The 17,426-nt window shown below is 63.6% G+C and carries 16 protein-coding genes and 1 pseudogene; 11 read left to right on the top strand and 6 right to left on the bottom strand.

Translation table 11 applies throughout. From position 1 onward, the window contains the following. Positions 1-14: 14 nt before the first annotated feature. Entirely contained in the window at positions 15-479 is a 465-nt protein-coding gene (locus N0Q91_RS24520) for a hypothetical protein (protein ID WP_275599360.1), read from the top strand. On the opposite strand, the gene N0Q91_RS24515 is transcribed toward N0Q91_RS24520, so the two are convergent. Then, complete coding sequence (locus N0Q91_RS24515) at positions 469-1,128, bottom strand: LuxR C-terminal-related transcriptional regulator (protein WP_102761671.1); 660 nt, start codon at positions 1,126-1,128, stop codon at positions 469-471. The genes N0Q91_RS24520 and N0Q91_RS24515 overlap by 11 nt on opposite strands. Beyond that, positions 1,125-2,537, bottom strand: a complete 1,413-nt coding sequence (locus N0Q91_RS24510) for a sensor histidine kinase (protein WP_275599359.1) — start codon at positions 2,535-2,537, stop codon at positions 1,125-1,127. The genes N0Q91_RS24515 and N0Q91_RS24510 overlap by 4 nt, the downstream gene beginning before the upstream one ends. A gap of 275 nt (positions 2,538-2,812) precedes the next feature. On the opposite strand from N0Q91_RS24510, the gene N0Q91_RS24505 reads away from it, so the two are divergent. From N0Q91_RS24505 to N0Q91_RS24495, 3 genes are all read left to right on the top strand, one after another. Next, positions 2,813-3,571 (top strand): hypothetical protein, encoded by a 759-nt coding sequence (locus N0Q91_RS24505; protein ID WP_275599358.1) that lies wholly within the window; start codon positions 2,813-2,815, stop codon positions 3,569-3,571. Between the two features lie 21 nt (positions 3,572-3,592). Continuing rightward, positions 3,593-4,414, top strand: a complete 822-nt coding sequence (locus tag N0Q91_RS24500; RefSeq protein ID WP_275599357.1) for an EAL domain-containing protein — start codon at positions 3,593-3,595, stop codon at positions 4,412-4,414. Between the two features lie 258 nt (positions 4,415-4,672). Then, positions 4,673-5,404, top strand: a complete 732-nt coding sequence (locus N0Q91_RS24495; protein ID WP_275599356.1) for a L,D-transpeptidase — start codon at positions 4,673-4,675, stop codon at positions 5,402-5,404. Between the two features lie 137 nt (positions 5,405-5,541). On the opposite strand, the pseudogene N0Q91_RS24490 reads toward N0Q91_RS24495, so the two are convergent. Beyond that, positions 5,542-6,658, bottom strand: a pseudogene (locus tag N0Q91_RS24490) (hypothetical protein). Further along, the gene (locus N0Q91_RS24485; RefSeq protein ID WP_275599355.1) at positions 6,655-7,389 is read right to left on the bottom strand and encodes a N5-glutamine methyltransferase family protein; all 735 of its coding nucleotides are present in this window, start codon (positions 7,387-7,389) and stop codon (positions 6,655-6,657) included. The pseudogene N0Q91_RS24490 and the gene N0Q91_RS24485 overlap by 4 nt, the downstream one beginning before the upstream one ends. Positions 7,390-7,608: 219 nt before the next feature. Here N0Q91_RS24485 and N0Q91_RS24480 point away from each other — a divergent pair, with 219 nt between their 5' ends. Together N0Q91_RS24480 and N0Q91_RS24475 are read left to right on the top strand one after the other, a co-directional pair. After that, positions 7,609-8,919, top strand: coding sequence for a lipopolysaccharide biosynthesis protein (locus N0Q91_RS24480; RefSeq protein WP_275599354.1), 1,311 nt, complete (start codon positions 7,609-7,611; stop codon positions 8,917-8,919). Further along, the gene (locus N0Q91_RS24475) at positions 8,916-10,064 is read left to right on the top strand and encodes a GNAT family N-acetyltransferase (protein WP_275599353.1); all 1,149 of its coding nucleotides are present in this window, start codon (positions 8,916-8,918) and stop codon (positions 10,062-10,064) included. The genes N0Q91_RS24480 and N0Q91_RS24475 overlap by 4 nt, the downstream gene beginning before the upstream one ends. A 163-nt stretch (positions 10,065-10,227) precedes the next feature. Here the strand turns inward: N0Q91_RS24475 and N0Q91_RS24470 are convergent, their stop codons facing one another. Next, entirely contained in the window at positions 10,228-10,476 is a 249-nt protein-coding gene (locus tag N0Q91_RS24470) for a FitA-like ribbon-helix-helix domain-containing protein (protein WP_275599352.1), read from the bottom strand. A gap of 172 nt (positions 10,477-10,648) precedes the next feature. Between N0Q91_RS24470 and N0Q91_RS24465 the strand changes: the two genes are divergently transcribed. Next, positions 10,649-11,551, top strand: coding sequence for a dihydrodipicolinate synthase family protein (locus N0Q91_RS24465; RefSeq protein WP_275599351.1), 903 nt, complete (start codon positions 10,649-10,651; stop codon positions 11,549-11,551). Positions 11,552-11,603: 52 nt separating this feature from the next. On the opposite strand, the gene N0Q91_RS24460 is transcribed toward N0Q91_RS24465, so the two are convergent. Beyond that, positions 11,604-12,260, bottom strand: a complete 657-nt coding sequence (locus N0Q91_RS24460) for a LysE family translocator (protein ID WP_275599350.1) — start codon at positions 12,258-12,260, stop codon at positions 11,604-11,606. Positions 12,261-12,463: 203 nt separating this feature from the next. Between N0Q91_RS24460 and N0Q91_RS24455 the strand changes: the two genes are divergently transcribed. Genes N0Q91_RS24455 through N0Q91_RS24440 form a run of 4 tightly spaced genes read left to right on the top strand, consistent with a single transcriptional unit; the run spans position 12,464 to position 17,409 of the window. Continuing rightward, positions 12,464-14,077, top strand: coding sequence for a GumC family protein (locus N0Q91_RS24455; RefSeq protein ID WP_275599349.1), 1,614 nt, complete (start codon positions 12,464-12,466; stop codon positions 14,075-14,077). A gap of 12 nt (positions 14,078-14,089) precedes the next feature. Continuing rightward, complete coding sequence (locus N0Q91_RS24450; protein WP_275599348.1) at positions 14,090-15,421, top strand: O-antigen ligase family protein; 1,332 nt, start codon at positions 14,090-14,092, stop codon at positions 15,419-15,421. Beyond that, a complete protein-coding gene (locus N0Q91_RS24445) occupies positions 15,414-16,169 on the top strand; it encodes a polysaccharide deacetylase family protein (protein WP_275599347.1) in 756 nt (251 codons plus the stop codon). The genes N0Q91_RS24450 and N0Q91_RS24445 overlap by 8 nt, the downstream gene beginning before the upstream one ends. A 10-nt stretch (positions 16,170-16,179) precedes the next feature. Further along, positions 16,180-17,409 carry a glycosyltransferase family 4 protein gene (locus N0Q91_RS24440; RefSeq protein WP_275599346.1) on the top strand — a complete coding sequence of 410 codons (1,230 nt, stop codon included), beginning with the start codon at positions 16,180-16,182 and terminating at the stop codon, positions 17,407-17,409. Positions 17,410-17,426: the final 17 nt, after the last annotated feature.

Raw genomic sequence — 17,426 nt, 5'->3', positions numbered from 1 at the left:
TCAGGAGGAGCGTGATGGTCACGCGTCGAAACTTTCTTGCAGCACTGTGCTGGGTTTCGGTCGGCCTTCCCGTCGCCGTATCGCCTTACAAAATCGCGCTGTCGGGCTCAGGCATCGAACTGGAACCGCAATCCGCTCTCGCCAAGGGCGGTGGTAGCGGCGGCGGGCGTGGCGGTGGCGGCGGCGGCGGACGAGGCGGTGGCAACGGCGGCGGACGAGGCGGTGGCAATGGCGGTGGAAACGGGGGCGGCGGCGGAAACGGTAAGGGCGGCGGCAATTCGAATTCCGGCCGGGCAAGCGGAAGAGCAACGACGTCCGTGGAAGGGGGCGGCTCCATCCTGCGCGTACGTCACCGGGACGGCATCAGCGAGGTGATCGAAGACGCCCGTTACATCATGAAGGATTCGCGCGGGCGCACTATTGTCAACCGGCGGGCGACGTCGGCCGACCGGAGACGGCTTCTCTCCTTCATTGACTGACCGGACGCCAGTCGAGCGCGTCGCGCAGCACCATGGCGGCCTCCGTCCGGTTGGCGACGTCGAGCTTCGCCATGATCTGCGTCATGTGATGTTTCACCGTTTTCTCGTGCAGATCGAGCTTTCGGGCAATCTGCTTGTTGCTCATTCCCGAGGCGACGAGGTGCAGGACCTCCTGTTCGCGCCGCGTCAGCTCGGCAACGAGGTTGGATTTGGCCGGTGCGGGATTGGCCAGCTGGCCCGTCAGCAGCTTGGCGGAAAGGGTGGGGGCGACATAGCTCTCGCCTGAGGCGACGGTGCGGATGACGTCCGCCAGCGCCCTCGCACCGATCCCCTTGAGAATGTAACCCTTCGCGCCCTCCTTGAGAGCTGCAGCGACGTCGTCATTCGCCTCGGAAACGGTCAGCATGACGATCCTTTGTGAGGGCGCGACGCTCAGGATCGCCGGAATGGCGTTCAGCCCGCCGCCCGGCATGGAGATGTCGAGCAGCATCACATCAGGGTTGAAATTTTGCGCGATCGCGATCGCCTCGTCCCGCGACCCGCCTTCGGCAACGACCTCGAACCCGTCGATTTCCGACAGGCTCCGTGTCACACCCTCCCTGAACAAGGGGTGGTCATCGACCACGGCTACTCGAATTCCCGTCATCATGCCTGCTCCGTTTCCTCAAAACCGATCGACATCCGGACAATCGTGCCGGGCGCGTTGGGGTTGATCTCGAATGTTCCGCCGAGGCTCTCGACCCGGCCTTTAAGGCCCGCGAGACCGAGGCTCGTCGGCCGTACGTCTTTGGGGTCGAAGCCCGGCCCGCCGTCTGCAACCTCGACGGTAACCTTGTCACCCTTCGTGCTCTGCGTCACGCGCTGCGCGATGCCGCCGCCGTGACGGTAGGCATTGTTAAGCGCTTCCTGCACGAAACGGTATATGCAGATCTTCGCCGATGCCGAAAGGCGCTCGGGCGGGTCGGTCATCGACAACTCCACGGTGGTTCCCGTTCGTTGTTCATGGGCGTGGACGCAGCGCTCCAGAATTTTCCTCAGGCCGGCGGTCTCTATCTGCGGCAGGACCAGCCCGCTGCACAGCGTTCTGATCTCGTTCATCGCCTCGTCGAGGCTGCCCTTGATGGCGGCGATCTCACGCTCGCGCAGTTCGGCGGGCGTCGTGGGGCTGACAAGCTTGTTGCTGTCCAGTCGCAGCGAAGCATAGGCCACGAGTTGCGCCGGCCCGTCATGCAGATCGGCGCCGATCCGCCGCAACAGGGTCTCGTTCAGCGCGGTCGCTCGCTGGGAGGCTTGGCGCAGGCGCCCGCGCAGTGTCTCGTTCTGCGCAAGCAGCGCCGAAAGCTCGTCGACGCGCTGCGCAAGCGCATGGCGCTGCTTCTCTATCGTTCTGCTGCCGCGCAGGACGATGGCCGAAAGGGCGATGAAGAAGGCGAGCGTGAAGCCGGCAACGGCGAGCCACGTGTGAAGCCTCGCCCGATTGAGGCTCTGCTCGAATTCGTCGGCAATCTCGTGGAATTCCGAGACGGCGACCACCTCGCCGGACCAGGGTTGGAGAAGGGGATTGTAGATCTCCAGGAGAGGACTGCTCGAAAGGCGCTCCGTCTCGCCGTCGGCCTCGTCGAGAGGCATGAAACGAGCGACCATGCCGCCGTCGAATGCTGCCGTCAGCTCCGGACCCAGCTCATACTTCTGACCGACCATGGCCTTGTCGCTCGAATAGAGAACCGTGCCGTCGGCACGCCAGAGGCGAAATGAAGCAAGCCGATCACCCAAAGCGCCCTGCCCAAGCGTTTCGTCAAGCGCACGCGCCACCGAATCGTCGAGCACCTGCGTCGTTTGCATGTCGGGCAGAAGCGGCGCAATCACGCTGTCGACATAGAGCGCCGTGGTGGCCGCGGAGTTGCGCGTCACGGCGTCCTCTATAAGGCTCGTCACGAAGGCGCCGACGACGAGCATCGCCGCGGCGGCTACAGAGCCACCGATAATGAGGAACTGCTTCGCCAGCGGCTGAGAGTTCCACCGTCTGATGAGGGCGTCGACGTGCACGAGAGATCTCACGATGGCCCGCTCAATTCGTCGCCGGCACTGCTGCGTTCTTTGCAACCGCCAAATTAGCATTTCCGGCCGGCCGGTCAACGCGCGCCATCCCTTACCCCTTGGTCATAGCGCATCTTGGGACTTTTGACGACCGAGCCCACGGACCTAAGTCCAATCAACCGGCGCATTGGTCCGGCGGCGGTGGAACCCGCACCAGTTGCACGCTATCGCTTAATCAATTGAAGCAGAAAATCGGCCGCAGCAACAACGGCCGCGACTTTCGATAGGAGGCCCTCATGCCTATTTCCAAATTCGTCGGACGAGGTCTTATTGCGCTGGCGCTCGCAGGCGCTCCCCTGGCGGGCCTTGCACCCGGCATGTCGGACATCGCATTCGCCAAGGGCGGCAATGGCAACGGTGGCGGCAATGGTGGCGGCGGCAACGGCAATGGCGGCGGCAATGGCGGGGGCCACGGCAATGGCGGCGGCCACGGCAAGAGCGGAAGCCACGGCAATAGCGGAAGCCACGCGAAGGCCCGATCCGATTTGGGCAGATCGGGCGGCGAGCGCGCGGGCACGCCGCGCTTCCTCCAAGACCTGTTCAAGCACGGTAGGAAGTCCGGAAAAGCGGCGCACGGCAAATCCGGGAAGTCCGGTAAGGTAGTAAAGGCCAAGGTGACGGAAACGGCTGTCCCGACGCCGAAGCCCAAGAATCCGCAGGCCGAAACGGCAAAGCTGAGCTCGCTCGGCCGGAACTATCACGCCTACCTGAACTCGAACGATCCGCGAATGGCGGCAATCTCCGCCTATGCGATCGCCTATGCCGAGTTCGAGGCGGAGTTCGGCTCGGACGTCATCCCGACCGATCCGGCTCTCAGCGATGAAGCGCTGCGCGAGGCGATTGCAAGCTTCACGAATGGCGGCGAAGTGACGGATGCGACACTTGAGGACGTCAAGGAAACGCTTGGCGTCGGATCGTCCGTCGGGAAGATAGACGATATTCGTGAGCACCTTCTCGACACGGCGCCCGATGAGGACGTCGTGATCGAAGACTGACCGAGCGAGGCGCGTCGCCGCATGGAACATCTGAGAAGATTCGACCGTGTCGTCGGCGCCGTGACCCAAGCGATGCGGGAGGGACGGATAGGCTTCTCGCTGCAACAGGTCAATGCGGTCGGCGATACGGGCGAGGTGCTCTATTCGGAATGCCTAGGCAGACTCGTAGAACGTGACGGAGCGGTCAGGACGAGCGAGGAATTCACGGCTTTTCTCGAAGCGTCGGGACGCGTTGCGTCATTCGATCGATACATGCTCGGTCTCGCATTCGAGTGGCTCGACTGCAATCCGTCAGGCGTGTTGGGTTGCGATATCTCGGCCGGGAACATTCTCGACGAGAACACTTGGTCGGAACTCTACGATCTGCTTTCGCGAAATCGGGAAATGGCCTCGCGCCTGGTTCTCGAGATAACGGAGTGCCTGCCGCTGGCCACCCTGCCGATGGCGGCGGAGTTCATCGAAGGCGCGCGCGAACTGGGCTACAGAATCGCCCTGGACAGTTTCGGAACGGGTCACTCGACGCCGGAATCGCTGTTATCCGTTCCCGTCGACATCGTGAAACTGGACGCATTCTTCATCGGCCGCGGCCAGAGCGAGGGCCAGGGCGGGGGCAAGGGGTTCCTCCATCACTTGGTGGGGCTCGCTTCCTGCGTTGCGCCGACAGTGGTCGTCGACGGCATCGAGACCTACGGACAGCTCGAAGCCGTCAAAAAGGCCGGCGCCACGCATGTGCAGGGCTTCCTTCTGTCCGAGCCGACGCTGTACCCGGTCTATTGCGGCCAGCCCGCGCCGCTGCCGGCCGCCATACGCAGATCTGCGGGATCGCGGCAGCTGCATTCCTAGGCACGATGCTTTCAGGTCGGGTCGGCTAGAAGCATAAACGTGATCAAATCCAGGAATAGCGCGGAATGCGGGCGCAAAACCGCACACACCTCACCCCTCCGGCTGGCGGGCTGCCGACTTCGCCACTTCTAAACCTCCGACGACCCTCCGCGCGATGCTGCAGATATCGAACATGTGATTGGCCGTGAGTTTGGCAATCCAGGCGAGTCGGTTACACGTCTACACGCGACCCCTTTTCTCTCTTCGTACCTGCTTGAGATGTTTAGCAAAATTCAATTACGACGACGCACGCTTCTTCTGGGAGCGATTTCCGCAACGGCAGCCGTCGCGGGGTGCTCGACCTCTGCGCCGCAAGCGCAGCGCGCCCCCGTGCCGCGTCTGGTGAGCCGCCCGATCGGGCTGGCGAGCGATGCCGAACTGGAAGCCAGATATGCTGCCGTCGAAGATGGCGGACATTTCATTCCGGCAGTTCCCTATAGGGAGATGGATCCGAAATATTTGCGCCAGCGGGTGTCGGACCCCACCGGCGAACCGGCGGGGACGGTCGTCGTAGACACGCCCGGGCGGTTCCTCTACCTCATCGAGCCCGGCGGAACGGCGATGCGCTACGGCGTCGGAATTGGGCGCGAGGGCTTCGCCTGGCAGGGCGAAGGGATCATACACTGGCGCCAGCCCTGGCCCCGGTGGAAGCCTCCGGCCGATATGATCGCCCGCCGGCCGGAACTCGAAAAATACTCCGTCGAAAATGGCGGCATGGCCCCCGGCATAGACAATCCCTTGGGTGCCCGTGCGCTCTACATCTTCCAGAACGGGCAGGACACGCTGTACCGTCTGCACGGCACGCCGGAATGGAAATCGATCGGCAAGGCAGTTTCGTCAGGGTGCGTTCGGCTGGTGAACCAGGACGTCATCGATCTTTACAAGCGTGTACCCTATCACGCCCCGATCGTCGTCTATCAAAAGCCTCTCGCCGAGCAGCTTCAGGTCTAGGGCTGTTCAGATCCGGCATACCCGCCGCGGTTGTTTGATGATTTTAGGCCGACCCGGCCTGAAATCATCGTGATTTAGAGCACTTCGAACGGCGCATTCCCGGACGCAAGACCACTCTGCGCCTTCTTGGAAGTGCTTTAGATCCGGTTGAACGTCCCGCCGATCAGCCGGCTCCAGTGTTCCCCGCCAGGCCGTTGATGAACCCTCGTGCGTGACGGAAAGCGTCGACGAGTTCCTCCTCGCGGGAGTGGACGACGGTCGAGGCGGCATGGACGAAGCCGATACGGCGGCCCATCATGGCCTCAAGCAGCGCCGGCTGGGTTCGACCGCGAACCGCAGCGGCTCCGCGCGCGGCCGCGTGCTCTATCAGGCAGTCGAGGATCGGCCCGGCCTGTCCCGGCTGGGCGAGGACCTGGAGAACCCTGGCAGTTCCGCCGGGCTGCAGGTGGTAGAAAAACGCTCCGACGGGCGCACCACTTCGCGTTCTGACGGCCGCAAGCACCGGCTCGCCGAATTCCGGCTTCTTCTCCGCGTCTTCGAGGATATGGTCTAGCTGGCCCTCGGTCCAGGCCGGCTGCACGGCAAACTGCCTGGTCAAGGGGGCGAAGAGCTCGGCGAAGCCATGCCGGTCGATGTCGGCGACCTGCAGCGGTCCTTGGGTGGCGGCCTCGGGCACGCCCGACCAGCGCAGCTCGCCGCGTCGCAACTTTCCGCGATGGCGGCGATCGAATGCATGAGCCAGCGGCCGGAGTGCGCGGGCGGGACCGAACCGGCTCGCGACGAGATCGACGCCGAAGGATGCGGGCCGGATGACGCGTATCCAGTCGAGGCTGTATTGCGGCAGCACGACTCCCGCAGCTTCGTCCACATCTGCGTCGAAACTTCGCTCGCCGTTTCGCTGAAGGAAAGGTCCTGCGGTCCTGCAAGGAACGCTTTCAGCAGCCGCGCGCCGGCCATCGGATCGCTTTCGCGGCCGTCGACCATCAGCGAGCCGCAGATGGCGGCGCGCAATGCCCTGCCGCGATACGTCATGGCCAGAGTGTTCGCTCCGACGAAGCCGGAAATCCGGCCGTCATCGTTGCTATACACGAGCGGGCGTATTTCCGGGTCGTTTCCCGGGGCATCGATATAGAGTTGCCGAAGATATTCGATGAACGCAGGCGGCGGCTCCTCCGCGCTGTTGCGGAAGACCTTCTGGAAGAGCCGCGCGACAGCCGGAATATCCTCGGCTGCGAGCGAACGGATGTCGCTCATCTGTCCGCCCCGTCAGCCGCGGCGGCTGCCGCTGCACCGCCCAGCCTGCGCGCCAGTGCGACTCGCGGCTTTCCGGCCGAGTCCTCGGCGAATGTCACTGCCTCATAGGCCTTCGTCCGGGCGAGAAGCGCCGTGGCCTGGCGATCCTGTCCCTCTCCGAACTCGAAGAGAAGCCAGCCGCCCGGCTTGAGGAAGGCGGCGGCTTCGCGGATCAGCCGCTGATGGATGGATATGCCGTAGGGCCCACCGTCGAACGCCTCTCGCGGCTCGCTTGCGAGAAGATGCGCGCTGTCGCCTTCCAGGCGGGATGTCGAGATATAGGGCGGGTTGCAGACGATCATGTCGACGGCGCCCGCGAGGTCCTCTCCCGCGAGGGCCGCGAACAGGTCGCCCTGGCGGATGACGACGCGGTCTCCAAGCGAGAGGCGCTCGACATTGCGCCTCGCAAGCGCGACCGTGCTGTCGGTGAGGTCTGCAGCCCAGACACGCGCGAGCGGTACCTCCGCGGCGATCCCCAGAGCGAGATTCCCGGATCCGCAGCACATGTCGATCACGGTCGCCGGTCCGGCGCGCTCGATCAGGATCGCTGCGGCGTTCCGCCCGAGGAGTTCCGTCTCCTCCCTCGGCACAAGCACGTCCGGCGCCAGTTCGAGGTCGACGCCCATGAATCGTACGAGCCGTGGCGCGCGACCCTCGGTCCGGCCGTCAAGATGATTGTCGCCCTGCAGCACGAAGGCTCCTTCGGTTATCGGATGGGATGTCGGTCCGGCGCACACTAGCGCGTGCAGGTAAACGGAAGCTGAAATGCAGGGCGTCCGACAACACATGGCGCCACAAAGCTTATGTTAACCGGCCAATCACTTATCCTCGCTAGTGTGCGCCTCAATCGGCGAGGGGTGCGTTTCGCAGCCCGGTGCCGGCCTTTAAGTCGATTTGTCAAGGCAGAACGGATGGTCTCGGAAGGTGTAACGGAACAGCGCGGTGACAGACCATTCCTGCCGATGGTCATGTCCTATCTCGCCTCCGGCGGCAGTCTGGTTCTCGGTTCTGCGGCGCAACTCCTTACCTTTGCCATCCTTGCCCGCTGGCTCGGCGTCCACGAGTTCAGCGTGTTCGTCGCAATTACTGCGGTCGCCAATATAGCCGTCCATCTCTGCGGGCTCGGGGCGATGGAATGCCTGGTGCGCCGGGTCGCGCGCGACCGCGCGATCTACCCGCAGATGCTCGGGCACAATGTCATCCTGACGGTGGCGAGCGGGGCAGCCCTGGTCCTGCTGGGAGCGGTGGTCCTGCCGTTCTTCTTCACCCTTTCGCCGGACCGCGTGACGAACGTCGCCGTGATCACGCTGATGCTCGTCACCAATATCCTGCTGGTCCGGGTCATCGTGCTCACCGAGCAGATCTTTATCGCTCACACGGATTTTGCCTCCGCCAACAAGGTCGTCGTCGGTTTTGCGGCGGCGCGCACGGTTGCGGCGGCACTTGCCTGCATCGCCTTCGGCGTCACCAGCGTCGCATCCTGGGCGGTGTGGCAGTTTCTGTGCCATGTCCTCGTGGCGCTCTTGTGTATGCGGGCAATCCGGGAACTCGGTGCGCCGCGCTACCGCATCGTGCGGGAGGAACTCCCGCAAGGCCTTTACTTCAGCATTCCCTTCATCCTGCGTGCGCTGCGCCAGAATGCCGACCTGCTTGTCCTGAGCCTCGTCACCACCGCCGAGGTCGTCGCAAGCTACAGTGTCGCTCGCCGCATGCTGGAGAGCAGCTATCTTTCGGTGGAAGCGCTCAACCGGCTCATCTACCCGGGTTCGGCGAGGGCGACGGCGGCGGGGCTTCACCACGCCCTCCATCGGGTGCGCCGGGTGCTCGCTGCCGCAATCGTCATCAGCCTGGCTGCGGCCGTCACCGTTTTCGTTCTGGCGCCGGTCCTGCCCTACCTCTTCGGCAAGGACTATCTCTCGCTGGTCGGCTTCGTCAGAAGCCTCTGCTGGGTCGTGGTGCCGCTCGCGATGTGGTCCGTCGCGGTCGAGGCGCTCGGTGCCTCCGGCGCACACGCCGCCCGCGCGACCGTCATGGGGCTCGGCAGCATCGCCGGTGCCGGCCTTGCCGCATGGGCAAGCTGGTACGCCCCGCCGATGGGAACTTTCCTATCCTTCTACGCAATCGAAATCGCGATGGTCGTCGCCTCCTGGAGCCTGTTCCTGCACTTGGTGCGGCGCGACCGCCGCCAGGCTGCGCTCACTCTTGGAGCGGGCGCCATATGACGATGGAGGCGAATGAACTACGCGTATCCGAGAGCGTGCCGGCCGATGCAGGGCAGCGCCGCGGTACGCGGCCCATGGCGCGCGACGACGTTCCGGCGGTCGGACGGCTTTTCAACAGGATTTTCCGAAGGCACGATCAGGCATCCGACGATGACCTCGGACGGTATCTGCAGACCGTCTTCTTCGGCAGCCCTCACTATTCTCCGGAACTCGGCAGCGTCGTGCACGAGAACGGTGCTAACGGCATAGACAGCGCCATACTCTCGGTACCGATGGCGTTCATGGTCAATGGCCGCCCGACCATGGCCCGCCTTCTCTGTGCCTTCATGGCGGATGGCAAGGCCGGCGCCGTTGGAGCGGCACGTCTTGCGCGCACCATGCGGGCGGCTCGCCAGGACATGTGCTTCTCCGACAATGCGTCGCCGGTCAGCGCCGACCATTGGGTTGCGGGAGGCGGCATCGTCCTGCCGATCCAGAGCCTCGAATGGCAGCGCTCGTTTCTGCCGTTGACCGCGGCGGCGATCCTTGCGGGCCGTCACTTCCCAATCGCGCGCTCGCGTGTTCTCGTCGGCGTCCTCAGGCCGATTGACCGTGCACTGCGCCGGTTGCGGCCCTCCATGCGGCCGAAGGCCGAGGGCGAATGCAGGAGCGAGGCAGCGGGCGTCGAGGAGTTCCTCCAATGCGCGAGCCCGATGCTGGAACGCTTTGCGATCCGCCCGGCCTGGTCGCCAGCCGAATTCGACTGGCTCGTGCGCGTCGCTTCGATGAACCGCAACCTCGGGACGCTCCAGTGCAGGAAAGTCGTTCTGCCGGACGGTCGCACGATTGGCGCCTTTCTTTTCTTCGGCAAGCAGGATGCCGCGGCCACGGTGCTCAATCTCGTCTGCGAGGAGGGGCGTGAGCGCGACGTCGCCGCGGCGATGTTCGCGCAGCTCGATGCGGAAGGCTATGCCGTGGCGGTCGGCATGGCTCAGCCGTTCCTGATGAACGCTATCTCGCGCCAGCGATGGCTGTCATTCCGGCACCGCGGCTACTTCTGCATGGTGACCCGCCATGCGGACCTCAAGGAAGCGGCAGAGCGCAACGACATCTATATCGGCGGCCTCGCCTCGGAGACCTGGAGCCGGCTGCTGACGGATTTTTAGCCCGGTTGAAATTTCAAGGCCGATGATCCCAGGGATTGATGATAGTTACACCGGTGTCGGCGAGATCCGCGACATTACGGGTTGCCACGGAGGCGAGCCAGCCTCTACCGCGACGGAGAGGGTGGCTGCCAACAGCTCCGACGGCACATTGGTATCGAGATAATCACTCGGAGAAATCCGGTGCGTAGCGGATGGGCTCGCGCTGCGGAAGGTCAAGCATGACGCCTGCGAGCGGCGCCATTCGGATGCGGATTACTGTAGCGAGATTGGCCGGTCGGTATTCGGTAGTCGAAAGCGCGGCGCGAAGGATATCCCGCGCTTCGTCCTCCATCGAACGCCCATGCTCGGCGGCGCGAATGCGCAGGCGCTTCTTGAGCCCGTCATCGAGGTTGCGGATCGTCACGTTCGCCATGCGGCTTCCTTTCTTCATTGATGGCAATTTATCGTTGACTGCAGCGGGCGGCAACACGCCTACGAGTGACCCGGAGCCGGCTGCCGACGGATTTTTGGTTGCATGTCTTGCCGGCGATCATTCGCGGTTATATGAGCGAGGCCTGCTATGACGCAGTCGATGGGAAATGACGATGGCACCTGCGGCTTTATTTGATGGCCTGTCAGCGTTCCCGCCCACACCCGCCGATGTGGGCGGCAAGGTTTCGGAAGAGGCGCTGTCGCGACTGCTCGAGCGTATCCGACTAGCACGCGCGGACTCGATTGGATTGCTCGGCAGCACAGGGGCTTACGCATTTCTCTCGCGCGGTGAACGGCGACGGGCAGTGGAGATCGCTGTCGAATGCGTGGGAGGCAAAGTTCCCCTCATCGTCGGCGTCGGCGCACTCAGGACCGACGAGGCTCAGGCGCTCGCGCGCGACGCGAAGGAAGCCGGGGCAGATGGACTTCTCCTGGCTCCCGTATCCTACACGCCTCTGACTGAGGAGGAAGTTTATCAGCATTTCGTTGCCGTTGCCGGCGTTTCCGACTTGCCGCTCTGCATCTACAATAATCCGGGCACGACCAGGTTCGTTTTCAGCGAGGAACTGATCACACGGCTCTCGCAGGTGCCGAATATTGCCGCAGTGAAGATGCCGTTGCCTGCCGACGGAGATTTCGCGGGTGAGATCGCTCGACTCCGTGCGAACACGTCTGCAGCTTTTGCTATCGGCTATAGCGGCGATTGGGGCGCAGCAGGTGCGCTCCTGTCCGGTGCTGATGCGTGGTTCAGTGTCGCGGGCGGGCTTTTGCCCGTGGCTGCAACGAAACTCACTCGGGCGGCGAAAGGGGGCGATCGTGCGGAAGCGCATCGGATCGACACCGCATTTCAACCCTTATGGGCACTGTTCAAGGAGTTCGGCAGTTTCCGCGTGATGTACGCTATCGGGAGCATCCTCGGACTGTTTCAGGCATTGCCCCCGCGGCCGATTTTGCCGCTTGGACCTCGTGACAATGTACGGGTAGAGGAAGCTGTTCAGAAACTGATCGACTTCTAAGAGTGCTCTTGAGGAATTACGCTTTACCCGGAAGTGCTCCAGCCGGTCCTGATCATCGGTGAAGGGCGGGCGCGACTGGAGAAAGCAGCAACCGTATGCCAAGCGCGATCATGATGCTGCCCGCAATGCGCTGCTGCCACGCCACAAAGGCACTGCTGTGCGACAACCAATTGCTGAATGTGCCTGAGGTGAGGGCCACCGCACCAAGGACCAGCAGCCCGGTGGCTTTCATCGTAACTCCGAGGATGAAGAATTGCAGGGCCGGCGATCCGGCGGACGGTGCCACGAACTGCGGAAGGATCGCGAGCATAAAGGAAAGCGACGTCGGATTCGTCAGATTGCAGATCACACCCTGCCTGAAGGGGGCGAGAAGCGATGGAGACGTGGTGCGGCCCGGCGCTTCGCGCAGGAAGGTCTTACTGCTGGTCGTCAAGAAACGCACCCCGACATAAATCAGATAGGCCGCTCCGATAAATTGCATGGCCTTGTAGAGGAGCGGCGAGGACGCCACGACCGTGGCAAGGCCCATGGCAAGCAAGGGTATCTGGACGAAGCCCGCCGCGACGCATCCGATAGCGGTTGCAAGCGCAGCCCGTCGGCCCTGGCCGATGCCGCGGCTGATGACAAGCATCATGTCCGGGCCGACTCCGGACAATTGATAGGCAAGCACGGCGCCCAGAAACGCGGCATAGCTGGTCAGGTCGGGCATTCTACAGAAACTGTGGAAGCAGGTCGAAGTTCCCCAGCGGAAACGAACCAGTGCCCGTAGAGGAGCATTGGCCTGCCCAAAAGGTTACCGTCCGAAACAGTTCCGCTTAACCGAATATTCACCCTGCAGGCCCTAAATCCGCATGGGGAATTGCTTATACGGCAATAAGCACCTTGGTGGCTCCGAGGGGATGGGGAAAGCGGATGTATCGGCGCAGCGAGCCCGAGGGACTGGGATTACGCCTGGAAAGGCCACATCAGCGCCTTCGCGCGGGCGGAGGGTCGTTGCTCGACCTAGTGCCCGCGGTAACGGAAGAGGCCGCTCGCGAAGAGGCTCCAGCGGAACCATTGGATAGCACCTCCGCCCGCGTGGTGGATATTCCCGTCCCCGCCCATCAGGCGCGCGCTCTTGAGGAGCAGCCTTCCTCCGTCGCGGATTTCTTCCCGCAACTCCACCTCCTGGGCAGCATCGGGGTTAATGACCTCATCGCGTGGCTGCGCAACGGCGCCCGCTGGGTCGTGCTCGCGCTCGTCCTCTCGGTTGCCGCCGCCTTTGCCTATGCCGTGGCGGCGACGCCGCGATACACGGTCTATACCGATCTCGTGGTGGATCCTTCCAATCTCAACGTCGTCAGCGACGACGTCTTCACGACCAATCCTCAGCGCGACGCGCAGTTGCTGGAGGTCGAAAGCAAGCTCCGGATACTGACCTCGCGCAACGTCCTCCAACGAGTCATCGACGAGCTGCGGCTTGCGGACGATCCCGAATTCGTCAGGCCGACATTCCTCGACTGGATGAAGACGCTCATTGCCCCGCGGGACGCCAAGGCGGACAAGGAACTGGCGGCCATGCGCGCTCTGTCCGAGAGGGTCGAGGCGCGCCGGGAGGAACGTTCCTTCGTCGTGATCCTGAAGGTGTGGAGCGAAGAACCGGCCAAGGCAATCGCCCTTTCGGACGCGATCGTCGAGGCATTCGAGGCGGAACTCTTTCAGTCGGCCGCCGAGAGCGCCGGCCGGGTGGCGCAGAACCTGAACGAACGACTCGATGAGCTGCGGCGCAACGTCACCGAAGCGGAGAAGAGGGTCGAGGATTTCCGGCGTGAGAACGGCCTGCAATCCACCAATGGCGAGCTCGTCAGCAATCAGCTTTCGAGTGAGCTCAACACCCAGGTTCTCGACGGTCAGCAGCGTTTCATCCAGGCGGAAACGCGTTACAGGCAGATGAGTGCGGCCGTTGCCGAGGGCCAGACCGCCAGCGCCTCGGTGTTCGAGTCGGCAAACATGACCAATCTGCGCCAGCAGTATAATGCCTTGCAGCAGCAGATCGGCTCCATGCAGCTCACTTATGGCGAGCGGCATCCGCGGCTCGTTGCCGCGCGCTCGGAGCGCACGGCGCTGGAAGCGGCGATGAAGGATGAAGCCCGCCGCATTCTGGAGCGCGCGAAGGCCGACTTCGACCGGGAGCAAAAGGCGCTCGATGCGCTCCGCGGCAAGGCGGATGACGAAAAGTCGAACGTCTTCACCGATAACCAGGCCCAGGTGCAGCTTCGTGACCTCGAACGCGACGCGCGCAGCAAGGCGGCGATCTACGAAACCCATCTGGCACGCGCGCAGCAGATCACCGAACGCCAGCAGATCGACACCACGAATATTCGCGTCATCTCGCGTGCCCTGCCGCCCAATGCGCGAAGCTGGCCCCCGCGTACCTTGATCCTGCTGATCGGCGGCGCCGTTCTGGGTCTCGCAATCGGCATTGCCGCGGCACTTGCCCTCGGCCTCTGGAAATTCCTTCGCGGCAAGACCCACGTGGCCGCCTGAGGAGCCCGGGAGATGGATCGCGCGGGCTACGGAGAGGTCGAGCCGACGAATGCGGTAAAGGCGCGTGTCGGTACCGTGCTGTTCATGGCGATCTTCCTGTTCTTCTGGATCTCCATCAATCCATTCGTGGATCTGACGGGCGAGGCGGTGCTGGACCCTTCCGCCGGCAATTCCAACCGGCTGAACCAGATCATCTCGCTCCTGCTTTTTACCGGAATGCTGGGCTACGGCCTGGTCCACCCTTTGCGGCAAACGATCCTGCAGCCGCGCGCGCTGCTGGCGGTTCTCCTTTCCTGGTTCATCTTTGTTTCGCTGTTGTCGGCGCATCCGATGCTCGGCATCAAGGGTGCGATCCTCGCGTTGATGGTTACCGTCAATGCCAGCGTCTACCTGTTGTTGCCCGCTTCCGAACGCCACTTCGCCAAGATGCTCGGCATCGGCATCCTCATCATGCTCGCGGTCGCCTACTACGGCATCGTCTTCAAGCCGTTGCTCGCGATCCATCAGGCGTCAGAACTGCGCGAGCCGATGAATGCCGGCCTGTGGCGCGGCCACTTTCCCCACAAGAACAGCGCCGCGGCTGCCATGGTGATCGCAGCCTTCATCGGCCTTTACGTCATGAACGTCTGGTCGAGGTTTGCCGGGATCGTCATCGTCGCGCTGTCCTTCGTCTTCCTCCTCAATACCGGGGGTAAGACGTCGACCGCGATGCTGCCGGCCATTCTGCTGCTCGCGCTCATATTCGAGAAGGTGCGCTTTCTCCGCCTCCCGATTGCCGTCGGCGGCGTCGGTCTTTTCAATCTCTTCGCGGTGGGGTCCGCCGTCTTCTCCCCGCTCGGCGAGTTCATCAGCGGGCTCGGCATCGATGCGACCTTTACCAATCGCGCCGATATCTGGCGTTTCGCCTTCGGCGCGCTCGCCGAACAGCCTCTCACGGGCTATGGCTTCAAGGCCTTCTGGCAGACGGAAGAACTGGTCTATAGCGGCGGCTCGGTCGAGACCTGGGCCGTCGCTGCCGCCAACGGTCACAATTCCTATCTCGACATTGCCCTGATGACGGGCTTCCCGGGCCTCGCCCTGACCCTGATCTGGATCCTTTTCCTGCCGCTTAGAAAGATCGCCCGCATCGCTCCGGAGCGCGAGCATTCGCATCTGACGAGGCTGTTCGTCCGCACATGGCTCTACACGATCTTCAACGCCGGTCTCGAAAGTCTCTTCTTCGAGGGCGGGAGCCTTCTGTGGTTCACATTCATGGTCGCGCTCTATGGACTGTCGTTGCAGTCGAACGCGGAACTGGCGGCTGCTCCTGCACGCGTTCGTCAGGGGAGGGTAGCGCATGCTTGAGAAGCTGAGCGGGCTCGGTCCGCTCGTCGACAGGCTGGCGAACCGGGCGATCTGGAAGCTGGCGGGAGCCCGGCGTCGGTTGGAGACGGAGGTCCCGCTCGTCTCCTTCACCTTCGACGATGTCCCCGACAGCGCACTTGGCGCGGGCGCAGCCATCCTCGAGAAGTATGGAGCCCGCGGCACCTTCTATATAGCGGGCGGGCTAGCCGGACAGGTGGAGCCGGATCGAAGGCTGATCACGCCCGAAGGGTGCACCGAGTTGCTCGCCCGCGGACACGAGATCGGCTGCCACACCTTCGCTCACCGAAGATTGCGTGACATTGCCGGCCTTGGCACCGATCTCGACCGCAATGCCGAGTACCTGAAGCAGGTCGGCGTTTCTCCGGCTGCATCGAATTTTGCTTTCCCCTACAACGCTGCCTGGCCGTTGGCACGGGCCGAGCTCCGCCGCCGCTACCGAACGTGCCGGGCAGGGGGCGAGGACATCAACCGCGGTGTCGTCGACCCGATGATGCTCAAGGGCGTCGAGATACGCCAGCCGGAGGATGGGGCGCGCGCGCTGACGCGCTGGATAGACGATGTCGCCGAGCGTCCCGGCTGGCTGGTCTTCTTCACTCACGACATCGCCCCGCGGCCCACGAACTACGGCTGCACCCCCGACACCTTCGATCATCTGGTCCGCTACGCCGCCGAAAAGGGATGCTGCATCCTTCCCGTCGACAGCGCCGCTGACCGGATCGGCTGGTAAGGAGGCTCTGGTGACCGGGAAGCGCCTTCTTGCGATCAACAACTATTTCTACCGCCGCGGCGGAGCGGAGGCGGTCTTCTTCGACCATATGAGCATGTTCGGCGAAATCGGCTGGGACATCGTTCCCTTCGCCATGCAGCATGATCTCAACGAATCCTCGCCCTGGTCGGATTATTTCGTCTCGGAGATAGAATACGGCCGCCGAAGCGGTCTCCTGCGGAAGGCCGTCCAGGCGGCGAGCGTCATCTATTCGCTCGAGGCGCAGCGCAATCTCGGCCGGCTCATAAAACGCGCCCGCCCTTCGGTCGCCCACGCGCACAATGTCTATCATCACCTGTCGCCGGCGATCTTCTCGACCCTGAAAGCCGCCGGCATTCCGGTGGTGATGACGGTCCACGACCTGAAGCTCGCCTGCCCCTCCTACAAGATGCTGCGGGACGGCAGGGTATGCGAGGACTGTCGCGGCGGCAGGGTCTACAATGTCCTGCGTCATCGCTGCGTGAAGGGTTCGGCCCCTCTGAGCGCGGTGGTGCTCGCGGAAACGGTGCTGCACCGCTTGCTCGGGCTCTACCGCGACAAGGTGGACCGGCTGGTCGTGCCAAGCCGCTTCTATCTGGAAAAGCTCGCCGAATGGGGCTGGCCGCGCGAGAAGATGGTTCATATCGCCAATTTCGTCGATGTCACGGCTCTTTCCGGTGCTTGGCAGGAGGGCGATTATTTCGCCTTTGCCGGCCGGTTGGCGCCGGAAAAGGGCCTCACGACCCTGATCAAAGCGGCGGCTTTGTCGAACCAGCGGCTGGTCATCGCCGGCACCGGTCCGGAGGAGCAAACACTTCGCCGCCTCGCGGCCGAGCTCAAGGCGGACGTGACTTTCGCCGGCTATCTCTCGGGCGAGAAGCTGCACAAGTTGATCGGCGAGTCCCGCGCGCTCGTGCTGCCGTCGGAATGGTACGAAAACGCGCCGATCAGCGTGCTCGAAACCTACGCGCTTCGGCGCCCGGTGATCGGCGCGGCGATCGGCGGCATTCCGGAAATGGTCAGGGAAGGCGAGACCGGTCTGCTTGCGGCTCCGGGGGACGCCGGGGACCTCGCCAGAGCCCTGTGCGAAATGGCGGCACTTTCGCTGACGGAACGCGCCCGCATGGGGGCGGCCGCCCGGTCCTGGGTCGCGAGCGAATTCTCCGCCGCCGCCTACCGCGAGAGGACGCTCGAGCTTTATGGGGCGATCGGCGTGGCCTGAGGCTTCTCCTCCGATCC

It is taken from the genome of Sinorhizobium prairiense (genome assembly GCF_029201645.2).
Lineage (GTDB): Bacteria > Pseudomonadota > Alphaproteobacteria > Rhizobiales > Rhizobiaceae > Sinorhizobium > Sinorhizobium meliloti_A.
Note: the sequence above shows the minus strand (reverse complement) of the source record. Positions and strands in the feature narration are given on the sequence as shown.

What these genes read in the sequence shown, in the direction of transcription:
- N0Q91_RS24520 (WP_275599360.1), top strand. Translation starts at nt 15, where the DNA reads ATGGTCACGCGTCGAAACTTTCTTGCAGCACTGTGCTGGGTTTCGGTC.
- N0Q91_RS24515 (WP_102761671.1), bottom strand. Translation starts at nt 1,128, where the DNA reads ATGATGACGGGAATTCGAGTAGCCGTGGTCGATGACCACCCCTTGTTC.
- N0Q91_RS24505 (WP_275599358.1), top strand. Translation starts at nt 2,813, where the DNA reads ATGCCTATTTCCAAATTCGTCGGACGAGGTCTTATTGCGCTGGCGCTC.
- N0Q91_RS24500 (WP_275599357.1), top strand. Translation starts at nt 3,593, where the DNA reads ATGGAACATCTGAGAAGATTCGACCGTGTCGTCGGCGCCGTGACCCAA.
- N0Q91_RS24495 (WP_275599356.1), top strand. Translation starts at nt 4,673, where the DNA reads ATGTTTAGCAAAATTCAATTACGACGACGCACGCTTCTTCTGGGAGCG.
- N0Q91_RS24480 (WP_275599354.1), top strand. Translation starts at nt 7,609, where the DNA reads ATGGTCTCGGAAGGTGTAACGGAACAGCGCGGTGACAGACCATTCCTG.
- N0Q91_RS24475 (WP_275599353.1), top strand. Translation starts at nt 8,916, where the DNA reads ATGACGATGGAGGCGAATGAACTACGCGTATCCGAGAGCGTGCCGGCC.
- N0Q91_RS24470 (WP_275599352.1), bottom strand. Translation starts at nt 10,476, where the DNA reads ATGGCGAACGTGACGATCCGCAACCTCGATGACGGGCTCAAGAAGCGC.
- N0Q91_RS24465 (WP_275599351.1), top strand. Translation starts at nt 10,649, where the DNA reads ATGGCACCTGCGGCTTTATTTGATGGCCTGTCAGCGTTCCCGCCCACA.
- N0Q91_RS24460 (WP_275599350.1), bottom strand. Translation starts at nt 12,260, where the DNA reads ATGCCCGACCTGACCAGCTATGCCGCGTTTCTGGGCGCCGTGCTTGCC.
- N0Q91_RS24455 (WP_275599349.1), top strand. Translation starts at nt 12,464, where the DNA reads ATGTATCGGCGCAGCGAGCCCGAGGGACTGGGATTACGCCTGGAAAGG.
- N0Q91_RS24450 (WP_275599348.1), top strand. Translation starts at nt 14,090, where the DNA reads ATGGATCGCGCGGGCTACGGAGAGGTCGAGCCGACGAATGCGGTAAAG.
- N0Q91_RS24445 (WP_275599347.1), top strand. Translation starts at nt 15,414, where the DNA reads ATGCTTGAGAAGCTGAGCGGGCTCGGTCCGCTCGTCGACAGGCTGGCG.